The 25030-nt window shown below is 38.2% G+C and carries 20 protein-coding genes; 10 read left to right on the plus strand and 10 right to left on the minus strand.

The window, feature by feature from the left end:
• Window positions 1–171: 171 nt before the first annotated feature.
• The 7 genes from pepT to PSF42_RS00970 all read right to left on the minus strand — a co-directional run bounded on the left by pepT (window position 172) and on the right by PSF42_RS00970 (window position 9146).
• Window positions 172–1404 carry a peptidase T gene (gene pepT / locus PSF42_RS00940; protein ID WP_125890880.1) on the minus strand — a complete coding sequence of 411 codons (1233 nt, stop codon included), beginning with the start codon at window positions 1402–1404 and terminating at the stop codon, window positions 172–174.
• Window positions 1405–1475: 71 nt separating this feature from the next.
• Complete coding sequence (locus PSF42_RS00945) at window positions 1476–3029, minus strand: AbgT family transporter (protein WP_125890879.1); 1554 nt, start codon at window positions 3027–3029, stop codon at window positions 1476–1478.
• Between the two features lie 294 nt (window positions 3030–3323).
• Window positions 3324–3731, minus strand: a complete 408-nt coding sequence (gene psiE / locus PSF42_RS00950; RefSeq protein WP_172412229.1) for a phosphate-starvation-inducible protein PsiE — start codon at window positions 3729–3731, stop codon at window positions 3324–3326.
• Between the two features lie 184 nt (window positions 3732–3915).
• The gene (locus tag PSF42_RS00955; RefSeq protein WP_272679286.1) at window positions 3916–4329 is read right to left on the minus strand and encodes a GFA family protein; all 414 of its coding nucleotides are present in this window, start codon (window positions 4327–4329) and stop codon (window positions 3916–3918) included.
• A gap of 79 nt (window positions 4330–4408) precedes the next feature.
• Entirely contained in the window at window positions 4409–4672 is a 264-nt protein-coding gene (locus tag PSF42_RS00960; protein ID WP_272679287.1) for a hypothetical protein, read from the minus strand.
• Between the two features lie 164 nt (window positions 4673–4836).
• Window positions 4837–6321 carry a DUF3999 family protein gene (locus PSF42_RS00965; RefSeq protein WP_125890876.1) on the minus strand — a complete coding sequence of 495 codons (1485 nt, stop codon included), beginning with the start codon at window positions 6319–6321 and terminating at the stop codon, window positions 4837–4839.
• The gene (locus PSF42_RS00970) at window positions 6318–9146 is read right to left on the minus strand and encodes a DUF2339 domain-containing protein (protein ID WP_272679288.1); all 2829 of its coding nucleotides are present in this window, start codon (window positions 9144–9146) and stop codon (window positions 6318–6320) included. Before PSF42_RS00970 ends, PSF42_RS00965 begins: the two co-directional genes overlap by 4 nt.
• 593 nt (window positions 9147–9739) lie before the next feature.
• Here PSF42_RS00970 and PSF42_RS00975 point away from each other — a divergent pair.
• Window positions 9740–10663, plus strand: coding sequence for an AEC family transporter (locus PSF42_RS00975; protein WP_125890874.1), 924 nt, complete (start codon window positions 9740–9742; stop codon window positions 10661–10663).
• Window positions 10664–10824: 161 nt separating this feature from the next.
• Window positions 10825–11802, plus strand: coding sequence for a class II fructose-bisphosphatase (gene glpX / locus PSF42_RS00980; RefSeq protein ID WP_185746858.1), 978 nt, complete (start codon window positions 10825–10827; stop codon window positions 11800–11802).
• A 74-nt stretch (window positions 11803–11876) separates the two neighbouring features.
• On the opposite strand, the gene dtpA is transcribed toward glpX, so the two are convergent.
• Window positions 11877–13343, minus strand: a complete 1467-nt coding sequence (gene dtpA, locus PSF42_RS00985; protein ID WP_125890872.1) for a dipeptide/tripeptide permease DtpA — start codon at window positions 13341–13343, stop codon at window positions 11877–11879.
• Between the two features lie 948 nt (window positions 13344–14291).
• Here dtpA and PSF42_RS00990 point away from each other — a divergent pair.
• Window positions 14292–15320, plus strand: coding sequence for an SEL1-like repeat protein (locus PSF42_RS00990; RefSeq protein WP_125890871.1), 1029 nt, complete (start codon window positions 14292–14294; stop codon window positions 15318–15320).
• Between the two features lie 113 nt (window positions 15321–15433).
• Here PSF42_RS00990 and dpiA read toward each other — a convergent pair whose 3' ends face one another.
• Window positions 15434–16114, minus strand: a complete 681-nt coding sequence (gene dpiA, locus PSF42_RS00995; RefSeq protein ID WP_125890870.1) for a two-component response regulator DpiA — start codon at window positions 16112–16114, stop codon at window positions 15434–15436.
• Between the two features lies 1 nt (window position 16115).
• Window positions 16116–17744 (minus strand): sensor histidine kinase DpiB, encoded by a 1629-nt coding sequence (gene dpiB, locus PSF42_RS01000; protein WP_213913314.1) that lies wholly within the window; start codon window positions 17742–17744, stop codon window positions 16116–16118.
• A 368-nt stretch (window positions 17745–18112) separates the two neighbouring features.
• Here dpiB and citC point away from each other — a divergent pair, with 368 nt between their 5' ends.
• The 7 genes from citC to PSF42_RS01035 all read left to right on the plus strand — a co-directional run bounded on the left by citC (window position 18113) and on the right by PSF42_RS01035 (window position 25018).
• On the plus strand, window positions 18113–19189 hold the full coding sequence (citC, locus tag PSF42_RS01005) for a [citrate (pro-3S)-lyase] ligase (RefSeq protein ID WP_185746844.1): 1077 nt from the start codon (window positions 18113–18115) through the stop codon (window positions 19187–19189).
• Window positions 19186–19482, plus strand: coding sequence for a citrate lyase acyl carrier protein (gene citD, locus PSF42_RS01010; protein ID WP_125890867.1), 297 nt, complete (start codon window positions 19186–19188; stop codon window positions 19480–19482). The genes citC and citD overlap by 4 nt, the downstream gene beginning before the upstream one ends.
• Complete coding sequence (gene citE, locus PSF42_RS01015) at window positions 19482–20378, plus strand: citrate (pro-3S)-lyase subunit beta (protein WP_140170675.1); 897 nt, start codon at window positions 19482–19484, stop codon at window positions 20376–20378. The genes citD and citE overlap by 1 nt, the downstream gene beginning before the upstream one ends.
• Window positions 20379–20388: 10 nt before the next feature.
• Complete coding sequence (gene citF / locus PSF42_RS01020) at window positions 20389–21915, plus strand: citrate lyase subunit alpha (RefSeq protein ID WP_272679289.1); 1527 nt, start codon at window positions 20389–20391, stop codon at window positions 21913–21915.
• Between the two features lie 3 nt (window positions 21916–21918).
• Window positions 21919–22458, plus strand: coding sequence for a citrate lyase holo-[acyl-carrier protein] synthase (citX, locus tag PSF42_RS01025; RefSeq protein WP_125890864.1), 540 nt, complete (start codon window positions 21919–21921; stop codon window positions 22456–22458).
• Window positions 22445–23335: a triphosphoribosyl-dephospho-CoA synthase CitG gene (gene citG, locus PSF42_RS01030; RefSeq protein ID WP_272679290.1), complete on the plus strand. Its 891-nt coding sequence runs from the start codon at window positions 22445–22447 to the stop codon at window positions 23333–23335. Before citX ends, citG begins: the two co-directional genes overlap by 14 nt.
• 249 nt (window positions 23336–23584) lie before the next feature.
• Window positions 23585–25018, plus strand: a complete 1434-nt coding sequence (locus PSF42_RS01035; RefSeq protein ID WP_125890862.1) for an anion permease — start codon at window positions 23585–23587, stop codon at window positions 25016–25018.
• Window positions 25019–25030: the final 12 nt, after the last annotated feature.

Consider the following 25030-nt stretch of genomic DNA (forward strand, 5'->3'; position numbering starts at 1 on the left):
TTAATTGCAAAAATAATAAATGAATAAATAAAAAATTTATATACACTTTTTTATTTAACTTTGTTTCATTAAAAATAACATTAAATTATAATTTAAAAGAATGATTCATTGTTATTAATAATTAAAGACCACCTTATCGGGTGGTCTTTATATTAAAAATAAAATGATAGATTATTTTTTTCCAACTAAACGACAAATAGTTTCTGAGACTAAATAACTTTTCTCAAAAGAGCGTATTGGTAGAAACTCAAAACATGAGTGGAAGTTCAGTGCACCCGTAAAATAATTGGGGGTTAAAATGCCTCTTGCCGACAGAGCAGAACCATCCGTACCGCCACGCATCGGAATTACTTTAGGTTCAACCTCTTGGATTTTCAATGCATCAAAAATTAAATCGATCGCTGTACGGTCATCCCCTAATGAATCGCTAATATTGCTATACACATCAACAATATTACATTCAATTTTTGCTCGCGGATGACGAGCTTTTATTAAATCAATCGATTGTTCTATAAAACGTTTTCGTGCTGCAAAACTATGGCGGTCAAAATCACGGATCGCCATTTTAATTTTAGCGTTATCTGGGTTTGCGATTAAATCTGTCACATAAAAATAGCCTTCGCGATGCTCTGTATGTTCTGGAGTATCAAAGCGGTCAAAGCACCCAATAAAATCATGGGCAACACGAATAGGATTCAATAATACATTCTTGGCTGACATGGGATGAGCGGTAATACCTTTAATTGAAACCTCGATAGAAGCAGCATTAAACGTTTCATACACAACTTCACCAAGTGCACAGCAATCAATCGTATAAGCAAAATCAACGTTAAAGCGGGATAAATCCATAATTTTAGAGCCGCGCAGGCCAATTTCTTCATCCGGTACAAACGCAACGTAGATATCGCCACAATCAAAATCGGCATATTGCAGCTTATTCATTAATTCCATAACAACCGTTACAGCGGCTTTATTATCAGCGCCCAGTACGCTAGTACCATCACTAAAAATAATATCATCACCCACATAAGGTGCGGCTTCTGGATGCTCTGCTGCCTTAAACCAAATATTTTCTTTTTCATTTAAACATAAGTCATTACCTTCGTACTTCAAGGTTTGAGGCTTAATGATGGGAGATAAACCAACATCGACCGTATCTAGATGAGTGACAAAACCTATTTTGGGTGCGGAAGGTTTATTTCCTGGTCGCATTGCATATAAGATGGCATGGTCATCAATATAAACATCCTTAAGACCATAGCTTTCAAGCTCTTGCGCTAGTAATTTTGCTAGCTCACGTTGTCCCTCTGTACTTGGAACAATCGTGCTTGCTGCGTCACTTTGGCTTTCAATAGCGAGATAGCGGTAAAAACGCTGCTCTAATTGTTTACCTAATTCGTTCATTTTATATTCCTTGCATTGACTATATTTACCCTATCTATTAATTTAATAAATAGATAGGGTATAGGCTCTACTTATTGTGCAGGATGCCACGTGTAACCGCTATCGAAACCAATTGGGATATCAAAAGCCCAGAATAAATATAATGTTGAAGTCAAAATAATTAATAACCCAACAGTGAATGGGATCATCATTGAGCACAATGTTCCTATTCCTGCATTTTTATAATATTTTTGACAATACATTAGAATTAACGGATAAAACGGAAACATCGGTGTGCTCACGTTCATTGCTGAGTCACTAACACGAAATGCCGCTTGGGTTAATTCAGGTGAAATTCCTACAGCCATTAGCATCGGTACCAATACAGGTGCCATAATTGCCCATTTTGATGTCGCTGAAGTAATCATAATATTTAAAATAGCCGTTAATATAATTACGCCAAAAACAGTCATTCCAGATGGCATATCGAGTGTACGTAATAGTTCAGCCCCTGAAAGCGCTAATAATGTGCCTAAATTAGAATGTTGAAATGAATATAAAAATTGGGCAGCAAAAAAAGCAAAAACAATAAATGGGATAAGTGATTTAGTAATATTTTCCATTGCTTTAACAACATCTTTTGTTGATGTAAAAGATTTCGTCATGTAGCCATAAACAATGCCTGGTAAAGCAAAGAAAATAAATAGTAAAGGCACAACGATTTGCATAATAGGTGCTTTCGGGCTAGTTAAGCTACCGTCAGGCCCACGTAATGGCGAATTTTCTGGCCATAACAATGCAAATAATCCGATACCTAAAGCAATTAGCACTAAACCTGCAATTCGAAATGCACGATTTTCAGCAACCGTGATTTTACCTAAATCTTTTTCAGAATCAGTATCAACGTCGTTTACACTGATCGGACAGTTTTTATTTAACCATGGCTCAACAATTTTTTCAGTGATAAACCAACAAGTGAAAATAACGCCAAATGTACCGCCCAAACTAAAGAAATAGTTACATAAAACATTTACGCTATAACCTGGTGCTAGCATTTGCGCAGCATCTTGCGTAAAACTTTGCATTATTGGGTCAATAATTGAAGGTGTATAACTTGCAGTAAATCCCCCCGCTAAACCTGCAAATGCAGCAGCAATTCCAGCTAACGGGTGACGACCACTTGCATAAAACATCATCGCTGCAACTGGCATTAAAATGACATAGGCAGAATCCGAAGCAATATGAGAAACGATCCCCACAAATACCACTGTAGGCGTTAGCATTCTAGGTGAAATAAACGACAGCATTTTTTTCAATGCGGTATTAATAAAACCACTGCTTTCAGCAATACCAATACCTAATGTTGCCACTATCGTTATACCAAGAGGAGGGAAATTAATGAAGTTTTTAACTGCCGCAGTAATAAATAATATTATTTCCTCATACTGAAACATATTAACTATAGCGATTTTATCTTTTGAAATAGGATGGTAATAACTAAAATCTACAAAAGAAAGTAGATAAGATAAAAACCAACATATAATCAGGGCATAAACAAACAGCATAGTCACATCAGGCATAACATTACCAATGCGCTCAACACGGTTTAAGAACCCTTTCTTCTTGGGGAGTGTTTTAGTTGTCATATTTACAAGCTACTTATGTTATTAGAATAGAAACTTTATAACAGTAAATAACCTATATATAAAAGTAAAATACTTTTGCGATTAGTTTTAACAGGATAAACCAGTTTCAAAATAAAATATTAGAAATTTTTATGTTAATTTTAATTGCCACATATACCATATCTTAAATTTTATTAATTTATAGATTTAGATACAGAATATATTACTTAAGTGTTTTACTAGGAGGTTACGCATACAAAAAAAGGAATAATAATTACACATTTTTTGTATGCTAGTAAATTATACTAATGTATGTTATTCACGCTTTAATTTTTCAGTGTTTGCAATATAAAGTGCAACAACTAATACTAAAATTGCCCCTGCATGCAAAAGCGTTGTCATTGGATCACTATGGTCAACAATAATTAAACGAATTATTGCTGTAATACCTATATAGATGAAATATCTTAATGGGAAGTGATACCCTGACATAAAATACTTTATAATCAAGGCAATAAACTCAAAATACAGAAAATAAATGACAATGCCTTCTAATAATTCATAGGCCGTTGCCCCTTTTGAGCTACCAAACATTAATGAAGCCATTGTTACCGTTTCTTTAGCTAAAAAGAATACAAGTACAGCAGCGAGTGAGATCAAGCCAATATTTAGTATCCATTGTAGTACCCACGCAATATTACTCGCATGACGCATTCCTTTCATACTATTCATTTGTTATCCTTCTGAACAACGTTTAAACCTAGTCATTTTCTTAATTGTAAAACAAATTTAAATTACTCGCATGACAAACAAGAAATTAATTTAACCAATAGCATCAAAAAAATACAGTTTAGGTGGCTACTACTCCCCCCCTTACTGCTTACTATTAAAGTAATAATTAGAAATTTTAATCCGATGACGGGGACATCATTTCCATAATGTCTTTCTCTGTCAGCATGGACGTTTTTTCTACAAAATTATAATATTGGGGCTTACTATCTATGTAAATTTGCATACTCAATTGCGCATCTTTACTCTCTTCAAATAAAGCTGCTGATGCATAGTATGTTGAAGGTGAAAGTAAATGGTAAAAAAGGTGTGAACCACAATTATTACAAAATGCACGCTCGCCCCATTGGGATGATGCAAAGATTGTCACCGAGTCTTGTCCCTCTACCATTAAATCGTTACCACAATCAACACTAAAGCCTGGGCCGCCATTCCATTTTTGACACATTCCACAATGGCATACACTGACATGACTAATATCTTTTGCTGTTGTGATTTTTACTGAACCACATAAACATTCGCCTTGATGCATAGAATTTCCTTTATTTAGAACGTTCACTTAATAATCAACATTAGTGTATATAGTAAAAATTTAGTTATTATTTATTTGTCTATATTCTAAACTGCCGACCTGTAAAACGTTTATCATTAATAATACTACGCAATTGGGAACTATCACGTTCTTTTGTTTCTCGTTCAAACTCTATGTCTGCTTCACTTTGGTTTGTATTTTGTAATACATACTCATATCTCACTTGATTATGTGCTACAATTTCTGTTAATACTGTATTACTTGCAGCTTGGGCTGTTATTGAAAAGCCGGTCAAAATAACAATCATAATAAATATACGAGCCAGTAATGTTCTTTCCATCATTATCTCCTATTTCGTTATGACTGTTTTAGCGCAAATCCTTGTCAGAAAAAACAGACTAAAGGTAAGTGTGCTCATGCTTGAGTAAAGAGATGTCAGAATTGTCAAAGACGTAATTTGGAACCAAATAGAGTACAATTCCCTATTTGGTTAATAAAAATGTCTAGTTATAACTCTTCATGATTAGCTTTATCTGAAGAATTGACTTCTTTTAGTAAATACCAGCAAAAATAGATTAATGCTAAGATACCAATAAATAACAGTATCCATAACGTCATTGTCAACCAGTTAAAATTATCATCAGCCTCTTCTACTGAAGTTAATCTATCTACCCCTCCCAACTCAATGATCGTGTTATCAAGAAATAACTGGGGGTAATTCGTCATTAATTCATCAATGTTATCTGGTTTACCTACAAGCTGACTTGTGGTTAATTTATCAAAACTTGCTTGTTTATTTCCCCAAACAAGTAAATACGGCGCGGGACCTTGTAAATTAAAAATAAGGTTATAAGCATCTCGTTTTCCCGTTAACCTTGGCGGTTGATCCTCCCAACTGCCTTTGAGCGCAGAAATTTTTACTTTCCCTACCATTTCGCCATAAAGTGCAGTGCTTGGATTACTGACTAAATCACCATTTATTGTTTGATTATAGGCTACAATATTAGTGAGTAATTTCCAACTTTCACCGCGATCAGATGAATACTCTATTTTTAAGGGGATCACGCGGTTTGGTTGTTGCAACTGTATTTGTAATTCACTTAACGGCAGTGCTCTAGGTAACTGATAGATTATATGATCTTTTGAAACGCCATCGTTCGTCATCTCAAAATGAAATAGTTCTTGGCGGTCAGTTGAATTAAATATGCTAGAATTGGCATCTACTTTTAATAAATCGGGTATAACAATATCTGGAGCACTTACAATTACAGCCATAAGATACGGCGCATTTAATGCTTTTGAATTACCATTCAATAATTCAATATTGTTACTTGCAATAGTTTCAGAATTTAATTTTAAATTCATAATTGGCTGGTTCGATGCTACATTTAACCAATTTTCTTTATCATCGCTAGCAAAAATAGATACCTTTGCCTGCCACTCTTTCTCACTTTTAGCCCAGTTTAATGTCAGGCTCTTAACGGGTGCATCTTTAGTTTGGTTTTGATTTCTCGTTAATAAATAAGCCTGATAAGCAACGTTATCTTTCGCTTGCATACTAGGCAACTCAATTCTATTCACTTTACCAGGGATAGATTCGACGAGTAGATGTTGCCTTTCTCTACGCACATCATCATCGGAATTAACGCTGTCAACTTGGGTCACTAAACGTTGTGGTGTAAAAACTACTTTTTCATTAGAGACGGATTTTTCAGTATCAGAAAATAATACGGAAGGCATTTCATTACCAGTACCATTAAAAACTCGAACATCTTGCAACGTTTTAGGGTACGCTGAATTAATATACGCATTGACGGGAAGCTCTAACCAATAAAAAGGGGTCGATGTATCAAGCACATTTATTTCTGAGCCTTGATAAAAACTATAAGGTGTCGTCTCTTCCACTGTCTCTGCATTCATATAACTAGAAAACAATGATAAAGAGAGGACAGTAATAAACTTACCTAGTCTTGTATTTTTTATTAAACTCATGGTTGTATCTCCTGTTCGACTTTCCCTTTTGCTTCTTTTGGTGGTAATGGCGAAAAATACCCAACAATTAAAATTAACAATGCAACACCAATAAAGGAAATTGCACGAGAAATACCACCTTGCCCATAAATATCAATTAAGAATAACTTGGCAATAACACACGCAAAAATACCTGCCCCCATAAACCACCAAATACGATTTTTCTTGATAGTGGCAATAATAATGCAGGCTAATGCAGCCAGTGCCCAACTGATAGAAAGTACAGTTTGTACTAAGCGCGAATCATAGAGGGTTTCATAATTCCAGCTCAGCGCGGCAAAATCTGCTGTTGCACGAATTAAAATGCCATTAAACCAATAAGCAGAAAGTGCAATTATGACTACGAATAAACTACGCAGAACCCAGAAATTAACGACTGTCACTTTACGTATTTTTTGTATGAACCCTCTACGTATTAAAACTAGAGCAGCAATGCTAAATAACCCAGCTTCATCTAATGGATTGATTAAAGGTATGTAATTCCAAAACGTCAGTTTGCCATCTTCTAAATTAGCATAGCCAGACAATATAATTAGTCCGACAGCGACAGGAAGCATCGAATACCAATAAATCAGTCCATTGCGTTTCATCGGTGGCATTCTATTTTTTTGTAGCCAATACAGAACAATAATGGTTAGCGTTATGGCCATGATATACATAAAATACCCGACTTCATGCATTCCCCAAGGTAAAATAGAAACGAACCAATTTACTTGAGTACCAATAAACGCAAGAATTAACCATAAATTAGCGCTATGGAGACATCTTTGCATCCAGGGATCGCGAAGCTTATATGCATGAATAACAAATAAAACAGAACTGCCCAAAACAACTGGCCATATAAGAGAACCTTCACCACGCCCCATCGGGTTTTGGTCGTTAAAGAAATCTAGGCTAAGATAATAATACCCCGCAATCCACAAGATAGACTGGCATAGTAATAACGGTACCCAATTAATATGGATAGCGTATAAACGCCAAAGCCAAACAGAAATAACAACCAAGACTAAAATAATAAAGCCTTCAGATTCACGACTCCATGACAAAATGTCGGTGAATAAAGGTAGCCAGCAGAACCAAGTCACCAAACCAATAATTAAGAAACCGTAACTAAATAAAGTAAAGTTACCATCTTCTTTACGACGTGTATGGAAAAGCCCTCCCGCCATAAAGCATGCGACTAATAGTACTGGAACCATATAAGTACTACTGCGACTCCAATATAGATAAGGATAATCACTTAATAAAGTCATTGCGCTAATAACTATCAATAAAGAGCCTATCGTCGCCATTTTTTTCTGGCTTTGCTGTAAACCAAACCAAAGAATTAACAGGCCTTCTAATGACCAAATAATCGAGGTCCACTCAAATGTTAATGCCAGTGGAATAGCTAACGTGATAAATCCAGCACCAATAATAATATTTGCTAATGCCATATTCTTGCCAGCAGATTTATAGCGTTTATGCACTTGTAAACCCGTAACCAGATATAGCAAGCCTATCATCAGAGAAATAAAGGCCGGCAGCAAACCTTCCCCTTGTGAAATAAAGAATTGAAGAGCAATACTGATAAAAGGCGGAACAAACAAAAGCGTATTATCAACGATAAGTTGCTTGCTATGTTCAAAACGTAGTGAAAATAGTTGAGTTAAAGCATTAAATACGACTAAATTAGCAATAATAAAGAGTTGGCAGGATAAATAATAATCTGGCTGGTAATTATCTACCCCCCATAAAACGGCAACGCCATAAGTCATCACCATACCGACTAAATTTAAAGGGCGCCAAGCCTGCCACACACTAATAACTAAAATACCGATTGATAGCATCAAGTAATAAGAAAATAAAACAACATGGCTTCCACCACCAGTAGATAGTAATAAAGGTGCTAAATACCCGCCTATTGATGCCAAAACCGCTAAGCTAATTGTTCGCTGCAATAATGCCAAAGCAATACTTGCAGCACAAATAAGCAACATAAAGGCAAATGCCATTCCATATGGCACCATCGTATATAATTTAAAGGCAGCAAAAATAGTGATATACAAGCAACCTATTGCCCCCCCTTGTAAAATCAACCCAAATAATGCCTTTTTATTCCGTAACCACCAACCTACTCCAAGTAAGCCTAAGCACCCTACTGCGCTAAAAATCAAACGCATTTGCGGGGAAACAATGTCATTTTGCACGCTGTAATTCAGTAAATAGGCTACACCTAGGAATAACAGCAGAATACCTATTTTCGCAACAGGGTTTCCTTTCATTAGCCAGCTAAAGAAATGGCTAAATATTGATTTATCATGACTCGCCGTGTTTTGATTATTTTGATTTTCTTCACGTTTATTATGATTAAACCGATTTGGATCTACTTGCGATGCTGCCGAGTTATCAAACCTATTTGGATTGATGTTTTCATTAGTTAGGGAGCAATCGAGAGGGTCTTTATGAAGAGTTTGTTCCGTAATAGGAACCGAGCTCACATTACTAGATAAAACATGGTCAGATAAAACAGGCTCTTTTTCAGCCTTCTGATAAACAATATGGCTCATCGAGGAGGCACTTTGCTTATCATCGAAGCTTGGTTGGGGAGCCGTTACACCATCAACAGATACACTTTGTGAGGGTTCAGAGTTAGAAAGTCGAGTTTCTAATGAGGAAACCTTCTGATTTAACAGCGAAATTTGGTACTGCAACCGACCAGTTCGATTGATGGCAATGATAGCAAGTATCGGAGCTAGCACTAGCAGAAAAACGAATACGAGTCCTACTAGTATCCAAGTATCCACAAATAGGTTTCCTCATAATAAAATTCACAATTTAGAATCTGGAAAATAAAGAGCACGCTTTCTGCTAGTGTAGATAGCATTGATCTCCTTGCCAACTAAATGTAATAAACTGTTACAAAATAATTCATTACACTCTACTATTAGCTATACTACGAACAAAAAGTAAGCGGCACCTTTCCCTCTTTTTTATGACTTAGTAATACTCCCATTCGGTATTTTAGTAACTAAGAAAACCCTTAATCATCATTTAATGATAGTTTAATTCAAAAAAACAGATAATGGATTGATTGTCTATTTTCCGATATCCATTTTCAGACACACAACGAATTAATAATGAAAATTTTATTAGTACAATTATTTTTATTATGCTATCTATATAATACTTTTATCTTCAATACATTACACTAATATTTATTAGTCCTTTAATGACTGTATCCATTTAAAATAATATTAATTGTTTTCTTTATTACACGTTGATAAAAATATAAATGTTTTAATTAGAATGAGATTAACCACAAGGGAAAGTGTTAACTGTCATTTCATTGACTTTTTTATGAAACAAGGCTTACCGCATATTATCGGGAGAATTTTTAATGCTCACTCACATTATACTTGCTGCTTTAGGGCCTATTGTTCTTGGGTTAGCCGTTGGTTGGCTATCAGGGAAATATGGGTTCATCAAACGAGAGTATTCCCAAGCCTTTGCTGACTTTGTGGTTAAAATAGCATTACCGTTTGCATTATTCCTTGCTGCAGCACAAGCCCCACCCTCGGTATTGCTCAATATTGACTATTTATTAGCATTGGCCGTAGGATTAATCGCAACATACGTGATTGGCTTTATTTTTGGTAAATTTATTTTTCGCCATAATAAAAAAGATGCAGCCATGCAAGCCTTATCGGTCTCTTTTCCTGATATGGCTTACTGTGGGCCACCTGTATTGCTCGCAACTGTAGGCTCATCAGGCTTAATAGCGATGGTGTTAGGTAACCTCATTTATACCGTTATTATTATTCCATTTACTCTCTTAATGATCAGCGGGTCACAACAAGGAAACAGTATCTTAAAATCTGTTGGTAAAGCCATTGCCCAACCCTTAGTTTTTCTTCCTATTCTAGGGGCAATACTGGCTATTTTGGGCGTTAAATTACCGGAGATATTACAAAATTCAGTCAATGAATTAGGAAAAACAGCAGGTGGAGTCGCCCTATTCTTCCTTGGATTGCTCCTTTCTGGGATCAAACTGACAATTAGTAAGGAAATTGTATTTAACGTTTTTATTAAAAACTTTGTTCAAGCAGCCCTAATTTTAGGAACTGGACTCGCTTTAGGTTTACAAGATGATTTACTGAAAGCGGCATTTATTATTGGCGTATTACCCACCGCAACCGCAGTTCCCGCATTAGCCATTAGCAACCAAGCCTATACTGAAACCTCAGCAGGAACCGTGTTATTAAGTACATTAGCTGCCTTAATTTCGATTATCGCCGGTATTACTATCGTCGAAATGCTTTAATTTTCAAATTAATGGTAGCCGATGTTTAGGCTACCATTCGATTCTAACATCAAATTTCCTGTCGATTTAATCACCCATTATTTGCCAGATAGATCACAAAAAACGTATCATAGTATAAATACTTTTCTTTTATACATCTGGGACACAAACAAAAAATGAAAATTAGTGATGAGTTAGCCTCTGCTATCGCTTCCGTTACCGAGGTCGCTGCAGTCGCTGCCTTCGATTGGGTGGGTAAACAAGATAAAAATGCGGCAGATAAAGCCGCGGTAGAAGCGATGAGAAATCGCCTAAATGAAATTGATTTCCATGGTAAAATTGTCATTGGTGAAGGTGAAATTGACGATGCTCCCATGCTATATATTGGTGAACAAGTTGGCAAACAATCTGGTTCTGTTGGACTAGATATTGCTGTAGATCCTATCGATGGAACTCGTATGGTCGCTTGCAATGAAAAAAATGCTATTGCCGTACTTGCGGCAGCACCAACAGGAACTCTACTTCAAGCACCTGATATGTATATGGAAAAACTTGTTGTTAGCGCCGCAGCGAAAGGGGCTGTTCACCTTGCTAATCCCCTAGAGAAAAATTTAGAATTTCTTTCCTCTGCATTGAATAAACCAATCTCAAGTCTGTCAATCGCGGTACTTGATAAACCTCGCCATCAACATATTATTAAGACTATCCGCAATTTCGGTGCAAATGTGATTACCATCCCTGATGGCGATGTACTCGCCTCATTACTCACTATCCTCCCTGAGCACCCAATTGATATGATGTATGGAACTGGCGGTGCCCCTGAAGGCATTATTAGTGCAGCCATCGCGCGCGCTTTAGGTGGTGACATGCAAGCAAGACTCGTTTCTCGAGATAAAGCAAAAGGAGATAGCGAAGAAAACAAACAACTCGCGGTACAAGAAGTTTTGCGTTGTCAGCAAATGGGGTTAGAAATTGGTGAGGTTTTATCTTTAGACCAGATGGTCAGTACTTCTGATGTCATCTTTGCCGCCACCGCTATCACACCAACCATCTTGATGGATGGCGTATCAATAGATGCGTACAGCCGTATTTCGAATACCATTTTAGTTAACGGCCGTGACCGCTCGCTAAAACTGATTAATAATCGCTATTTTAATTAATACACCAATACTGTATGTCACCGATATCAAAAGGGCTTATTAGCCCTTTTGATTACTGCAACTTAAGATAAAAATTAACGCTCAAGTGTCATACGATTTAACATCGGCGCGGTTAAAACCATCAAAATTGCAATCACACCGGTCACTACACCAATCTTCAAGAATACATCACTGTACACGGCCAAAGATTCGATTTTACTGGTCAGTTCACCTTCAGGTGCCGCTGCCATTGAGGCGACATACCCCGCAATAAATGCAGCTGCTGAGTTGGTTAGGAACCATGCCCCCATAATAAAGCCCATTAAACGTTGCGGGACTAACTGAGCCACCATCGCAAGTCCAAGGCCAGAGATCATCAGTTCACCAATACTTTGGAAACCGTAACAAATAATCAGCCATTCAACGGAAACAATACCTGCTTCATTGGCAAACTTAGCGCCTAGAGGTAAAACTAAGAATGCAGCGGAACATAGCAACATACCAATCGCAAACTTATGTGGCATTGGTAAGTTATCACCCATTTTATTATAAATCGCGGCTAAAATTGGGCTTCCAATCATAATCCATAATGGGTTCAGAGCTTGATATTGCGCAGGTTCAATAGCAAAACCAAGAACTTCATGTTCTACGTTATGTAGTGCAAAGAAGTTTAGTGAGGTTGGCATTTGGCTATAAAGAACGAAGAATACTATCGCTTCAAGCATTAGAATCAATGCAACAATCATGCGACGACGAGCCGTACCTTTTAGCGCTAATGTTTCTTTGATAAAGATAACTAAAATACCCAAAGAAATAATCGCTAATGCTGCACGTGCAATACCAAGGTTATGCAATAACCATGTAGAAATCGCGATTAATGCAATAACACCCGCAACGGTAGCAACTAACCTTGAAATAACAACAGGAGCAAAGTCAGGCTTTGAACCATGCTGAGAAACCCATTTCTTACACATATAGAAGTTAATCAATGTGATAATCAGGCCCACAACACTAAGAGAGAACGCAACATCCCAACCATAATGTTTTGCTAACCATGGCGTTGCAATCATTGAGAAGAATGAACCAATATTAACGGCCATGTAGTACATGGTAAATGCGCCGTCTAACCGTGGGTCATCTTTTTCATAACAGGTTGATAAAAGTGATGATGGATTCGCTTTAAATAAACCATTACCTACCGCAATGGTTGCCAAGCCAACATAGACCATCGACACATCGTGCCCTGAGAAAGCAACAAATGCGTACCCTGCAATCAGAGTGATTGTTCCAAGAACAATGACTCGTTTTGTTCCGAGGACTTTATCCCCTAACCAGCCGCCTACGGCAACAAAGCCATAAACTAATGCTGCGAACGCTGAGAAAAGTGTAATTGATTCTTTTTCTGACATACCCAGCACTTGGCTTAGGTATATTGGAAGGATCCCTTGAAGACCGTAGTAACCAAAACGCTCCCAGAGTTCGATAGAAAAAATAAGATAGAATGAGCGAGGTTGCTTAAACGCGTTAAGACTAACTTCCTCTTTGTTATTTGTTGTGGACACAAGTTACCTCTAGTACAACCTGTACATATGCAAAAAAACCACGGAACGCTCTATGCGCTCTCGCATTGTTATGGTCTCAAGAATTCAAAGTTGAAAAGATTCACTTTTGGTAGGAGGAGTATCATTCCCTGACCTCAAAACAAACAAAACTGTGTGTAGACTTGTTTATGGATCTCAAACATAAATTCAATGAGTTAAAGCATATTTGATTATTTATTCAACATTAACTGGCAGATAACCCGCAAAGAACCCAATAATCAATTAAGCCATATACGTTATTTATGCACCAAAATTAAAGAATTAGCTAGTATTAATTACTACATCAATTAAATTTAATCGTGATTTACTTCAATTTTTTACAAAACCACCAAATTATCATCGATTACTAATTAATCATTTGTTCGTTAAATGTTAAGAATATTGTACTGTATTGAAATTATAATGCCGCTATTTATCACACTATGATTTATTGCTGTATAGGTTATGGAAAGCTAAAAATATCCATTTCAAGGTAATTCTATTTTTTACTTTTATTGGTAGGAAAGACGTTAGATGATGTCGCTGAAGAAGCATTCAAACGGGAATTTTGGATAAAAAAAAGCCCAGTAACAAACTGGGCATAATGCATTCTACTCAAGGATCTTTTGCTAAATTCAAACTATCACTACGTAGGTGCATTATTACATTACTTCGTGTAAAGAAATGAATGATGAGGGTAAATATATGAATGTTTACGCAAGCAAACAGTATATAGATATTAATAAGAGTGGTTATAACGGGAAAAGTTCCTCTTTTTTAAAAATTTTTTATGTCTTTTTGCCCAATGTGCTAATAGCAATAATTAACCATTTGATTTAGTAGAATTAATATAAAATATCTATCTATCGTTGCAGGAACTTACCTAACAAGATAACTTAGCCATTGAGCGCTCAGTCGAAAGGATGTCATGTGAAAAAAATATTTTTATTATTTTTTATCTTTATTAACGTATTTCTCCCCCAGGCTTTCGCAGAAGAGGCCACGCCACTCATCAATGAAAAAGCGTTAATCACACTTGCAGAACAAGGGCAAGCTGAAGCTCAATTTAACTTAGGCATGTTTTATCAGTCGCATCATCAATTTGACCAAGCGTTACACTGGTACCTTCTCTCTGCTGATCAAGGGTTTACAAAAGCTCAAATTAACCTTGGTTTGATGTACCAGCAAGGAACTGGCGTTACGCTCGATGAAAAACAAATGTTGTATTGGATGAAAACCGCTGCCGAAAATGGCGACCCTATTGGCCAGATGAATATGGCCGAATACACCCTACACGGCCTTGATAATTTATTAGAGAAAAACCCAGAAGAAGCTGAGCAATGGCTAAAAAAAGCGGCTGAACAACATTTCCAACCTGCGATGCTCACTCTAGCCTATTGGTATGAAGAGGGAAAAGCCGTCACAAAAGACCCGCAAAAGGCACAAACAATATACCTTACTCTCGCTGAGAAAAACCACCCTCAAGCACTCTATCTATTAGGCTATCAAGCTGCAGTAGGCATGTATGATAAAATAAACTACCCTCTCGCCTTTCAATATTTTACCCGCGCCGCAGAATTAGGATTTTCTCCCGCCCAGAATAGCTTAGGTATGTTGTACTTAACTGGACAGGGCACTAAAAAAGATATCCAATCCGCCATAAAGTGGCTAACCCAAGCGGCTGAACAAGGTGAAGTGTCGGCTCAATTTAATGTCGCGCTTATCTATGCGCGCGGCGATGGTATCAAGGCTGACCAAGCGAAAGCCTGTCATTGGTTTATAAAAGCCGCACAGCAAAACAGTGTCGATGCACAATATGCCGCCGGGGCTTGCTATCAATATGGCATGGGTGTTGAACCTGACAATAAAAAAGCCCTACGTTGGTACCAGCTCGCAGCGGCCAAAGGCCATGAGAGAGCTGAAAAGAAAGTGTTAATTTTAGAAAATCAGCAACAATAAACGCTATTTTTCCAACTTACTGTTGTAGCACTGATATAAGTAAGATAAAGAAAATCTGCATTGTTTATAACCAATGCAGGGTGTCTGTCGACATATACTATTAATTCAATCGCTCACAACTTGGCACGGTAAATCCGTTGCGGTCGGCCAACTTTACCATACTCAATTTCGGCTTCAATTTTATCTTTCGCTAAACAATATTCCAAATAACGTCTTGCTGTAGTGCGACTAAGTTTGATTGTTTCAGCAATACTTTCCGCCGTATATTGCACATCAGGTTCAGTAAACAACGCGAGTATTTTTTCAAGTGTAATAATATCAATACCTGTTGGAAGTTCTTCCTTAGATTCCCCACGTGCATAAGTATTAAACATATCATCAATTTTACTTTGATTCGTTTTGCTATTTTCCTGTACAACAGATTTACGTTGAATATATCTATCTAATGTTTGTCCTAAGCGCTCGTAAGCAATCGGCTTCACCAAATAATCAAAAACGCCTAAACGGATCGCTTCAGAGACGGTATCCATATCACTTGCAGCTGTAGTAAATACGATGTCTGCATTATTTCTTTCTTGTATTAATTCGTGAACCAAATCAATGCCTTTTCCATCAGGTAGATAATTATCTAGCAAGATCAGGTCTGGTTTCATGTATTCAACCATTTTTCTTGCTTCGGCAAGATTACCTGCAAGCCAAACTTTGTCACATGCAGGATAGGCTTTTATATATTCACTGTGCATTTCGGCAAGCAGCAACTCATCTTCCACAATGAGGATTTTTATCTTAATCATTTTATATCTTCACTTTCGGAATAAATATTGAAAATACTGTACCATGCGGTTGATTTTCTTCAATAAGAACCGCACCATTACAGCGTTTAACATAAGACGCAACAAGATAGAGCCCGATACCATGGTCATCAGTTACATCTGTTTTGGTTGTCACACCGCGCTCGAACCATTTACTTTGAATTTCTGACGGGAAACCACACCCCTGATCCGCAACTTCAATAACAATCTCCTTTCCTTCGTCAGAAAGGTATAATTCCACTTGTTTATTACCCTGATTATTTTTCAAGCTTGCTTCAAACGCATTATCGAGTAGATTACCCAATATGGCACAAAATTCAGTACCATTTAAGGAATCAGGCAGTTCATGTAACTGACTACCCTCAGTAAATTTTAATTTTAACCCTAATTCTTTGGCTCGGTGGTACTTACCAAATAATAAACCCGCAACTTGCTTATCAAAAAACTGCCCACGAAGTGTATCAATTAATTGCTGCTGAGATTCTGATTCGCCTTTAATCAGTGCCAATGCTTGGTCATATTCTTTCATTTGCAATAACCCACTAAGTGTTGACATCCAATTAAGGTGTTCGTGTCGTAAAGTCCGTAAACTCTCTATATATTGACGAACTTGAGTCAACTGTGAGTTTAGCGATTCAATATCATTTTGGCTACGGAAGCTAATAACCGCTCCCACAAGATGTTCTTCATCACGAATCGCCACACGGCTTGCAATCACATTTAGGCCATTAAACTCACAGATTACGTCATGCTTGGTCGTTTCAATATCGGTCATAAAAAAATCAGTTGGCGAAATATGCTCCGACACAAAGCTTCCCGTTAACTGGCCCAATGGCTTACTTAGAGATAACATTTTCCGAGCGTTAGAATTAATATTAATTATTTGCCCTTGAGTATTTACTGCAATAATACCTTCAAAAACAGCGTCAAATATCCCTTTTTGCACTAAAACTAATTGGGTTATTTCTTCAGGCTCCATACCCAACATTTGCTTTTGAATTAAACGTGAAAATGCCCACGATAAGAAGAGCAATATAACCAGTATTCCCAAAAAAGTAGCGCCAGTCTGTACAAACAACTCACTGAGTGATGTATCTATTTTGTTGGATAGATAGCCAATGGACACAACACCAATCACTTTGCCTTGTTCATCAAAAATAGGTGTCTTTGCTCTAACCGCATTTCCCATTGATCCTTCACCATTAATGAAATAGCTTTCCCCTTTCTCTAAAGCTCCAGGCTTGTTCCATTGCATTTGAAAACCAATTTTTTGGCTATTTGGGTGATATAGGCGAATTGATTTTTCATCACCAATAACCACATAATCGTAGTTAGAATCTTGGTTTAGTTTATCGGCAATAACTTTCAGCCTAGGAATATCTCTATTCTTTACTGATTGCACAACACCATCAATAGAAGCAATTAACTTTGCTTGGCTCATCGCCAATGATTGAATGTTCGCAATTAATCGATTTTCAGCTGTATCTGTAAAGTACTTACCCAACCCGAGAGTTAAAAAAACAGAAACTATCAATAACAGAAAAAATACTCGTACTGAAAATGAAACTGAATTTACTTTTTTCAATGAAGAGAGTGCATATTCTTTTTTCATGTTATATCTCGTTACTGGCTGAAAAGTAAAAATTTTGTTAACTCAGAAATGGTAGGATAACCGATAAATCGGATTCAAGCCAAAGTTATAATACACATATTAATAATTAAACACATTAAAACCAAGCAATAAAAAACTTATCAAATAATTAAAAACTTTAAAACCATTAAACAAATACAATCTCATTTGAGAAACATGAAATAGGTCAAATATATTAAATACAGTACCTTTAATATAAATATCAAAGAGGGTAATTAAATAAAAAAATCTATTTATTATTATAAGAATAACGAAAGAGAATTTATTTAATTAACTTTAACATTAGCAACATTTTAAAAACATCTCTAAATGAGATGCAGGATACTATTATGTTCGAAAACATAACGTTTAACCAAGTAAAACGTCATGAGAACAGGAAACTTGCTGAAATAACTCAGTTTTTAAAGGAAAACGACTTAGAGCTTGATTCAAGCATTGACGTTTTTATTACGATTTCTCGCAATGAAAAATTAATTGCGTGTGGTGGTTTAGCAAAAAATGTTATTAAATGCGTTGCTATCAGTGATGATGCTCGAGGTGAAGGGCTTGCATTAAAATTAGCAACAGAACTGGTTAATCTTGCTTACGAAAATAATACAACGCATTTATTTATTTATACCAAATTCCAAAATGAAAGCTTATTTCAACAATGTGGTTTTCATACCATTGCCACCGTTCCTGATATTATGGTGTTGATGGAGAACAGTTGTTGTTATCTAAAGCGTTATATCGAAAGTTTAAAAGCACAACGTAAAGAAGGCAAAAAGATTGGTGCAATCGTCATGAATGCCAATCCCTTCACCCTTGGCCATCGCTATTTAATCGAGCAAGCAGCGAAGGCCTGTGACTGGCTACACCTATTTGTTGTCAAAGAAGATACATCGCGTTTTCCTTATAAAGTGAGATTAAATTTAATCGAAGCAGGGACAAAAGGAATAGAAAACCTCACTATTCATAAAGGCTCCGAATACATTATTTCTCGAGCGACGTTTCCTTGCTACTTTATTAAAGACAAAACGGTTGCCAATAACTGTTACACCGAAATAGACATTAAGATATTTCGCCAATATATCGCCCCTGCTCTGGGGATAACCCATCGATTCGTAGGTTCGGAACCTTTTTGCCAAGTCACCAACCAATATAACCAAGACATGCGCTTTTGGTTAAAAACCGATGCTATGAATTTTCCACCTATAGAACTCGTTGAATTTCCGCGAACAATCATCAATGGAACGGCAGTTTCTGCCTCACAAGTTAGACGATTGCTCGCTAAAAAAGATCTTGTGGCAATTAAGCCGATTGTGCCTGAGGCAACCTATCAATATTTGCAAGAAATGGTTGCTAACCAAATCGCATCAGCTCAAAGCCACACCGAAAGTTCTGAATTAGTCATAGGTGAAATATGAAGATAAAACACGCAGCAGTAGCTGGCACACTTGAATCAAGTGATGTCATGGTTCGCATAGAGCCGCTAGAAGACACTCAAGAGGTCTCAATACAAATTACCAGTAGCGTTGAAAAACAGTTTGGAGATGCTATCGCAAAAATCGTACAAGAAATGATTCAGCTGCATGATATTCAAGGGGCACAAATCATTGTAGATGATAAAGGTGCACTGGAATGCGTACTTAAAGCGCGTTTAGAAGCCTTATTGGCTCGCGCCTGTGATATCGACTATCTGCCTTGGGAGGATAAATAATGACTCCAGAACAAAAATCACGTACACGCAGAAGTATGCTGTTTGTTCCCGGTTCCAATGCAGCGATGTTGAGTAATTCCTTTATTTATAAAGCCGATGCTTTAATGTTTGACCTTGAGGACTCGGTCACTTTACGCGAAAAAGACACGGCTCGTCGCTTGGTTTACCATGCATTGCAACATCCACTTTATCAAGATATTGAAACCATTGTACGGGTCAATGCATTAGATTCCGCCTTTGGTGTTGCTGACCTTGAAGCCGTTGTTCGTGGTGGTGCGAAAGTCGTCCGTCTTCCTAAAACAGATACTGCGCAAGATGTAATTGATATTGAAAGTGAAATCTTACGTATAGAAAGAAGTTGTGGCCGTGAAGAAGGTAGTACAGGGTTGTTAGCGGCTATCGAATCACCAATGGGTATCACTCAAGCAGTGAATATTGCTCATTCATCACCAAGACTTATAGGCATCGCATTAGGTGCCGAGGACTATGTCCGCAATTTGCGCACCGAGCGGTCTCCAGACGGCGTAGAACTCCTCTATGCTCGGTGCGCCATTTTACAAGCCGCTCGTTCAGCCGGTATTCAAGCATTTGATACTGTTTATTCTGATGCGAATAATGAAGAAGGTTTCCTACGCGAAGCCGCTCACATTAAACAACTCGGCTTTGATGGCAAATCATTAATTAACCCAAGACAGATTGAGTTACTTCATAATTTATATGCACCAACTCAAAAAGAAGTCGACCATGCGCAGCGTGTTGTAGAAGCTGCTGATGCCGCAGCCCTTGAAGGTAAAGGCGTAGTTTCATTGAACGGAAAAATGGTCGATGGCCCAGTTATTGACAGAGCTCGTCTCGTGTTATCACGAGCAGCATTATCAGGAATTAGGGAAGAGTGAGGCAATAAAAATGACAAATAATACTCAGCGCCAGGCTCGCGTATCAGCCTATTTACAACCAAGTACTGATGATGTACTACGTGAATTCAAAGATATCGGTAAAGTGCAGCAGCAAGTGCAAAAACCGAGAAACCGCAAATTGTGTGATGATTTACAAGTCGCTATTCGTCGTTCTGGCCTTAAAGACGGCATGACAATTTCTTTCCATCACGCCTTCCGTGGCGGCGATCTTACCGTCAACATGGTGATGCAAGTTATTGCAGAAATGGGCTTTCGCAACTTAACACTTGCATCCAGTTCATTAAGTGCTTGCCACTCACCTCTTGTTGATCATATTCGTCATGGCGTTATTCGTAAAATTTATACTTCAGGTATCCGGGGTCCACTCGCTGAAGCTGTTTCACGGGGTGAATTAGAAGAACCTGTACAAATCCATTCACATGGAGGAAGAGCCAATCTAATTCATAATGGTGAACTCGTTATTGATGTGGCCTTTATTGGCGTCCCATCATGTGATGAATACGGTAATGCAAACGGATATACAGGAACAGCCTGCTGTGGTTCGTTAGGTTACGCCAAAATTGATGCTGAAACCGCAAAAAAAGTGGTGATGCTGACTGAAGAAGTATTAGATTACCCTCATAACCCTTCCAGTATTAAACAAGATGAAGTCGATTATATCGTCAAAGTTAAACGCGTGGGTGATGCAGATAAAATCGGGGCAGATGCGACTCGCATGACATCAAACCCTCGTGAACTTCTGATCGCACGTACTGCCGCTGATGTGATCGAAAAGTCGGGCTACTTCAAAGAGGGTTTTTCACTACAAACCGGCACGGGTGGTGCTTCTCTTGCCGTGACTCGTTTCCTTGAAGATAAAATGAGACGCCATAATATTACTGCGGGATTTGCTTTAGGTGGCATTACATCAACCATTGTCGACTTGCATGAAAAAGGCTTAATTCGCAAATTATTAGACGTTCAAAGCTTCGATAAAGCAGCGGCTGAGTCGCTCGCTCGCAACCCAAATCACATTGAAATCAGTGCAAATCAATACGCTTGTTTTGACTCAAAAGGTGCCTCTGTTGATATGCTTGATGTGGTTGTGCTGAGTGCGCTAGAAATCGATACACGCTTTAATGTCAATGTGTTAACGGGTTCTGATGGGGTTATTCGTGGTGCTTCTGGTGGCCATAGCGATACTGCCGTTGCCTCTAAACTGTCTATCATTGTTGCTCCTCTGGTGCGTGGACGCATTCCAACTTTAGTGGACGAGGTGCTCACTTGTGTAACGCCGGGGTCAAGTGTAGATATTTTGGTCACTGACCATGGGATCACCGTTAACCCTGCTCGTCCTGAATTAAAACAGCAACTTGAAAACCAAGGTATCAAAACCGTTTCAATGAGCTGGTTAAGAGAACGAGCACAATTACTCACTGGAACGCCTAACCCAATTGAATTTACAGATAAAGTCGTTGCTGTTGTGCGTTATCGTGATGGCTCAGTCATTGATGTTGTTCATCAAGTGAAGGAGTAAACTATGTTTTGCCCACTGCCTGATACTCAAGAGCAATTTGAAATTTCTTTACCTGAACTGTTGGATAGCCGAGATGCCCGTCTGGCTCGTCAACAAGCATGGATTGGTCTCCATCAGGTAACCTTGATTTCATTTACTGTCGTTTTTCCTGGAGCTGTCAAAGACAACTCTCTTGTTAGACATGTGTTTAATCAGGGCCTAAATGCGCTTAAACAAATTGCTTCATGCGGGCAGTGGGTGTTTTTATCACAACAATCGTGGGCGTTAAAAACTGGACCAGAGTGTTTGGTCGCTGTTGACGGCGATGCTATCGAGATTAAAAAAGCGTTAATTTACCTAGAAGAGTCGTCTCCTGCTGGTCGATTATGGGATTTTGATGTATTTGATGCGAATGGGCAGCAATATTCGCGCTCCCAGTTAAATTTACCACCAAGGCAATGCTTAATTTGTGAAAATGAAGCGAAAATTTGTGCTCGTCAGCGAACACATTCATTGGTTGAGATACTTAATCGTATTGAGGCGCTAGCGAATGCAACCTACTAAACAGCTCAGCCATATAAATGAGAAATTAGCTAGCTATTACAGCCAATTAGCATGGCATGCGATGTTAGCCGAAGTGAATTTGACTCCTAAGCCTGGGTTAGTCGACAGACACAATACTGGTGCCCATAAAGATATGGCCCTTACTGACTTTCATTTAAGTGCCAATGCCATCGCAATACATTTTCCTCGGTTCTTGCAGGCAGGTGCTCAATATAGAGATTGTCCTATCGAACAACTATTACCCTTCATTCGCCCTATCGGCATAGATTGCGAAAAATCGATGTTCCGTGCGACTAAAGGGGTTAATACCCATAAAGGCAGTATCTTTTCCTTAGGTTTAGTTTTAACCGCAATAGGCCGTTTGATTGCACAACAACAATTTGTTTCACCTGAAAGTGTGAGCTTATTGGTTGCCAGTATGTGTAAGGGAATTACCAATGAACTTAAACAAAAAACCGAAAACCCTACCGCAGGCCGCCGCTTATATCAGGAACATGGGTTAACAGGCGCAAGAGGTGAAGCGGAAGGCGGTTATTCGTTAGTAATCAAACATTCACTTCCCTATTATTTGCAGCAACTCACCAAGGGCAAACTCGCGGATATCGCCCTACTTGATACTTTAATTCTCCTCATGAGCCTGAATGACGATACAAACATTGTCAATCGCGGTGGCGTCAAAGGATTAACATGGGTAAAGCAACGCGCAAAACAGCTATTAATCTCAGGTATTAATACCCATGATGATTTAGTTAAGGTTAAACAATTCGACAGTGAATGTATTCAACTAAACATGAGTCCAGGAGGAAGTGCGGATTTATTAATTTTGACTTGGTTTTTTGCCCGATTACCCAACCAGTCTTTAATTAACATAAAGTAACTATTTTAATATTAATTAACACAGGGATAATTTAAAAAATTAAAACGAATTAACCAAATAAAAACCAATTAATTATTTAAATAAATTATATACCTTAGAGTGAATGAGTAATGAAAATAAGATTCATTATATTCATTCAAGATACAGCCATATTAAAAACATTGTCACTTTAACAAATTCCTAATATTAAAGTTCATTCAATTTAATATTAAATAAATTTAATATTGATTTAATCAAGGAAATTGGCTTATGCAAAAAGAAAAAATATGGAAGCTATTAGTTTTAATAGCCATTCCAATTATTATTGCTTTAATACCAACACCTGCGGGGCTACCACATATTGCATGGTTGCTATTTGGTCTTTACCTTGCCGCTATTGTTGGATTGGTACTTAAACCCTATTCAGAGCCTGTTATTCTATTAGCCACTATTGCTGCGAGTGCGGTAATTATTGGGGTAACAGGGACTAAAGATGTCAAAGCAAGTGAAGTTTTAAGCGGATATGCATCCGGTACGACATGGCTTGTATTTGCTGCATTTACTCTGAGTGCTGCCTTTGTTATTACTGGTTTAGGTAAACGTCTTTCTTATATTTTGATTGGCAAGTTAGGCGGTACAACATTAGGGCTCGGTTATGTGACCGCAATCCTTGATTTAATTATCGCGCCTGCAACCCCATCGAATACCGCGCGTGCTGGGGGAATTGTTTTCCCAATCATCAATAGTGTGGCCGTTGCTTTAGGATCTGATCCAGAAAAAAGCCCACGTAAAGCAGGCCACTACCTCCTCGTCAACGTCTATATGGTGACCAAAACCACCAGCTATATGTTCTTAACTGCAATGGCGCCGAATGCACTCGCCCTTGCCATGATGAGTGACATTATGGGCATCCATTTAAGTTGGGGCGGATGGGCACTTGCAGCCTCCGTGCCAGGTTTAATTATGCTGATTTTGACGCCATTAATGATCTACAAACTGTACCCACCTGAGTTGAAAAAGGTGAACAATAAAGAGATCGCAGCCAAAGGCCTTGAAGATTTAGGCCCAATGACTATGCGTGAAAAGTTGCTGGGGATTGTCTTTGTTATCGCGCTGTGCGGCTGGATTTTCTCTGACCTTATCGGCGTCAGCGCCTCTAGCGTCGCGATTGCAGTTATGGCATTGACCCTGATCCTTGGTGTTGTAACTTGGGATGACGTGCTGAAGAATAAAGGCGGTTGGAATACCCTGATTTGGTACGGTGGTATTATCAGCATGTCAGGCGTACTCACAAAAGCAGGTTTCTTCAAGTGGCTCGCCGATACCATGAGCCAATACCTTTCCTTCGGTGATCAAGCAATGTTAGCGTTCTTTGTCATCATGTTTATCAGTGTTGCCATTCGCTACTTATTCGCCTCCGGTGGTGCCTACGTTGCAGCCATGGTTCCAGTATTTGCCACTGTGGGTATGGTTGCTGGGGCTCCTCCGATGTTACTCGCACTGGGATTGTTGTTTTCGAATGCCTACGGCGGCAGCGTGACTCACTATGGCGGCGCGGCAGCACCTATCGTATTCGGTGCAGGTTATAACGATATCCGTTCTTGGTGGATCATCGGTGGGTTAGTTGCCTTCATTAGCTTATTCGTTCACATGACTATCGGTTTAGGTTGGTGGGAAATTTTAATCAGTACTGGATTAATTTAATTCTTCGTCAAT

The organism is Providencia sp. PROV032, from assembly GCF_028484875.1.
In the GTDB taxonomy this organism is placed as follows: Bacteria; Pseudomonadota; Gammaproteobacteria; order Enterobacterales; family Enterobacteriaceae; genus Providencia; species Providencia rettgeri_E.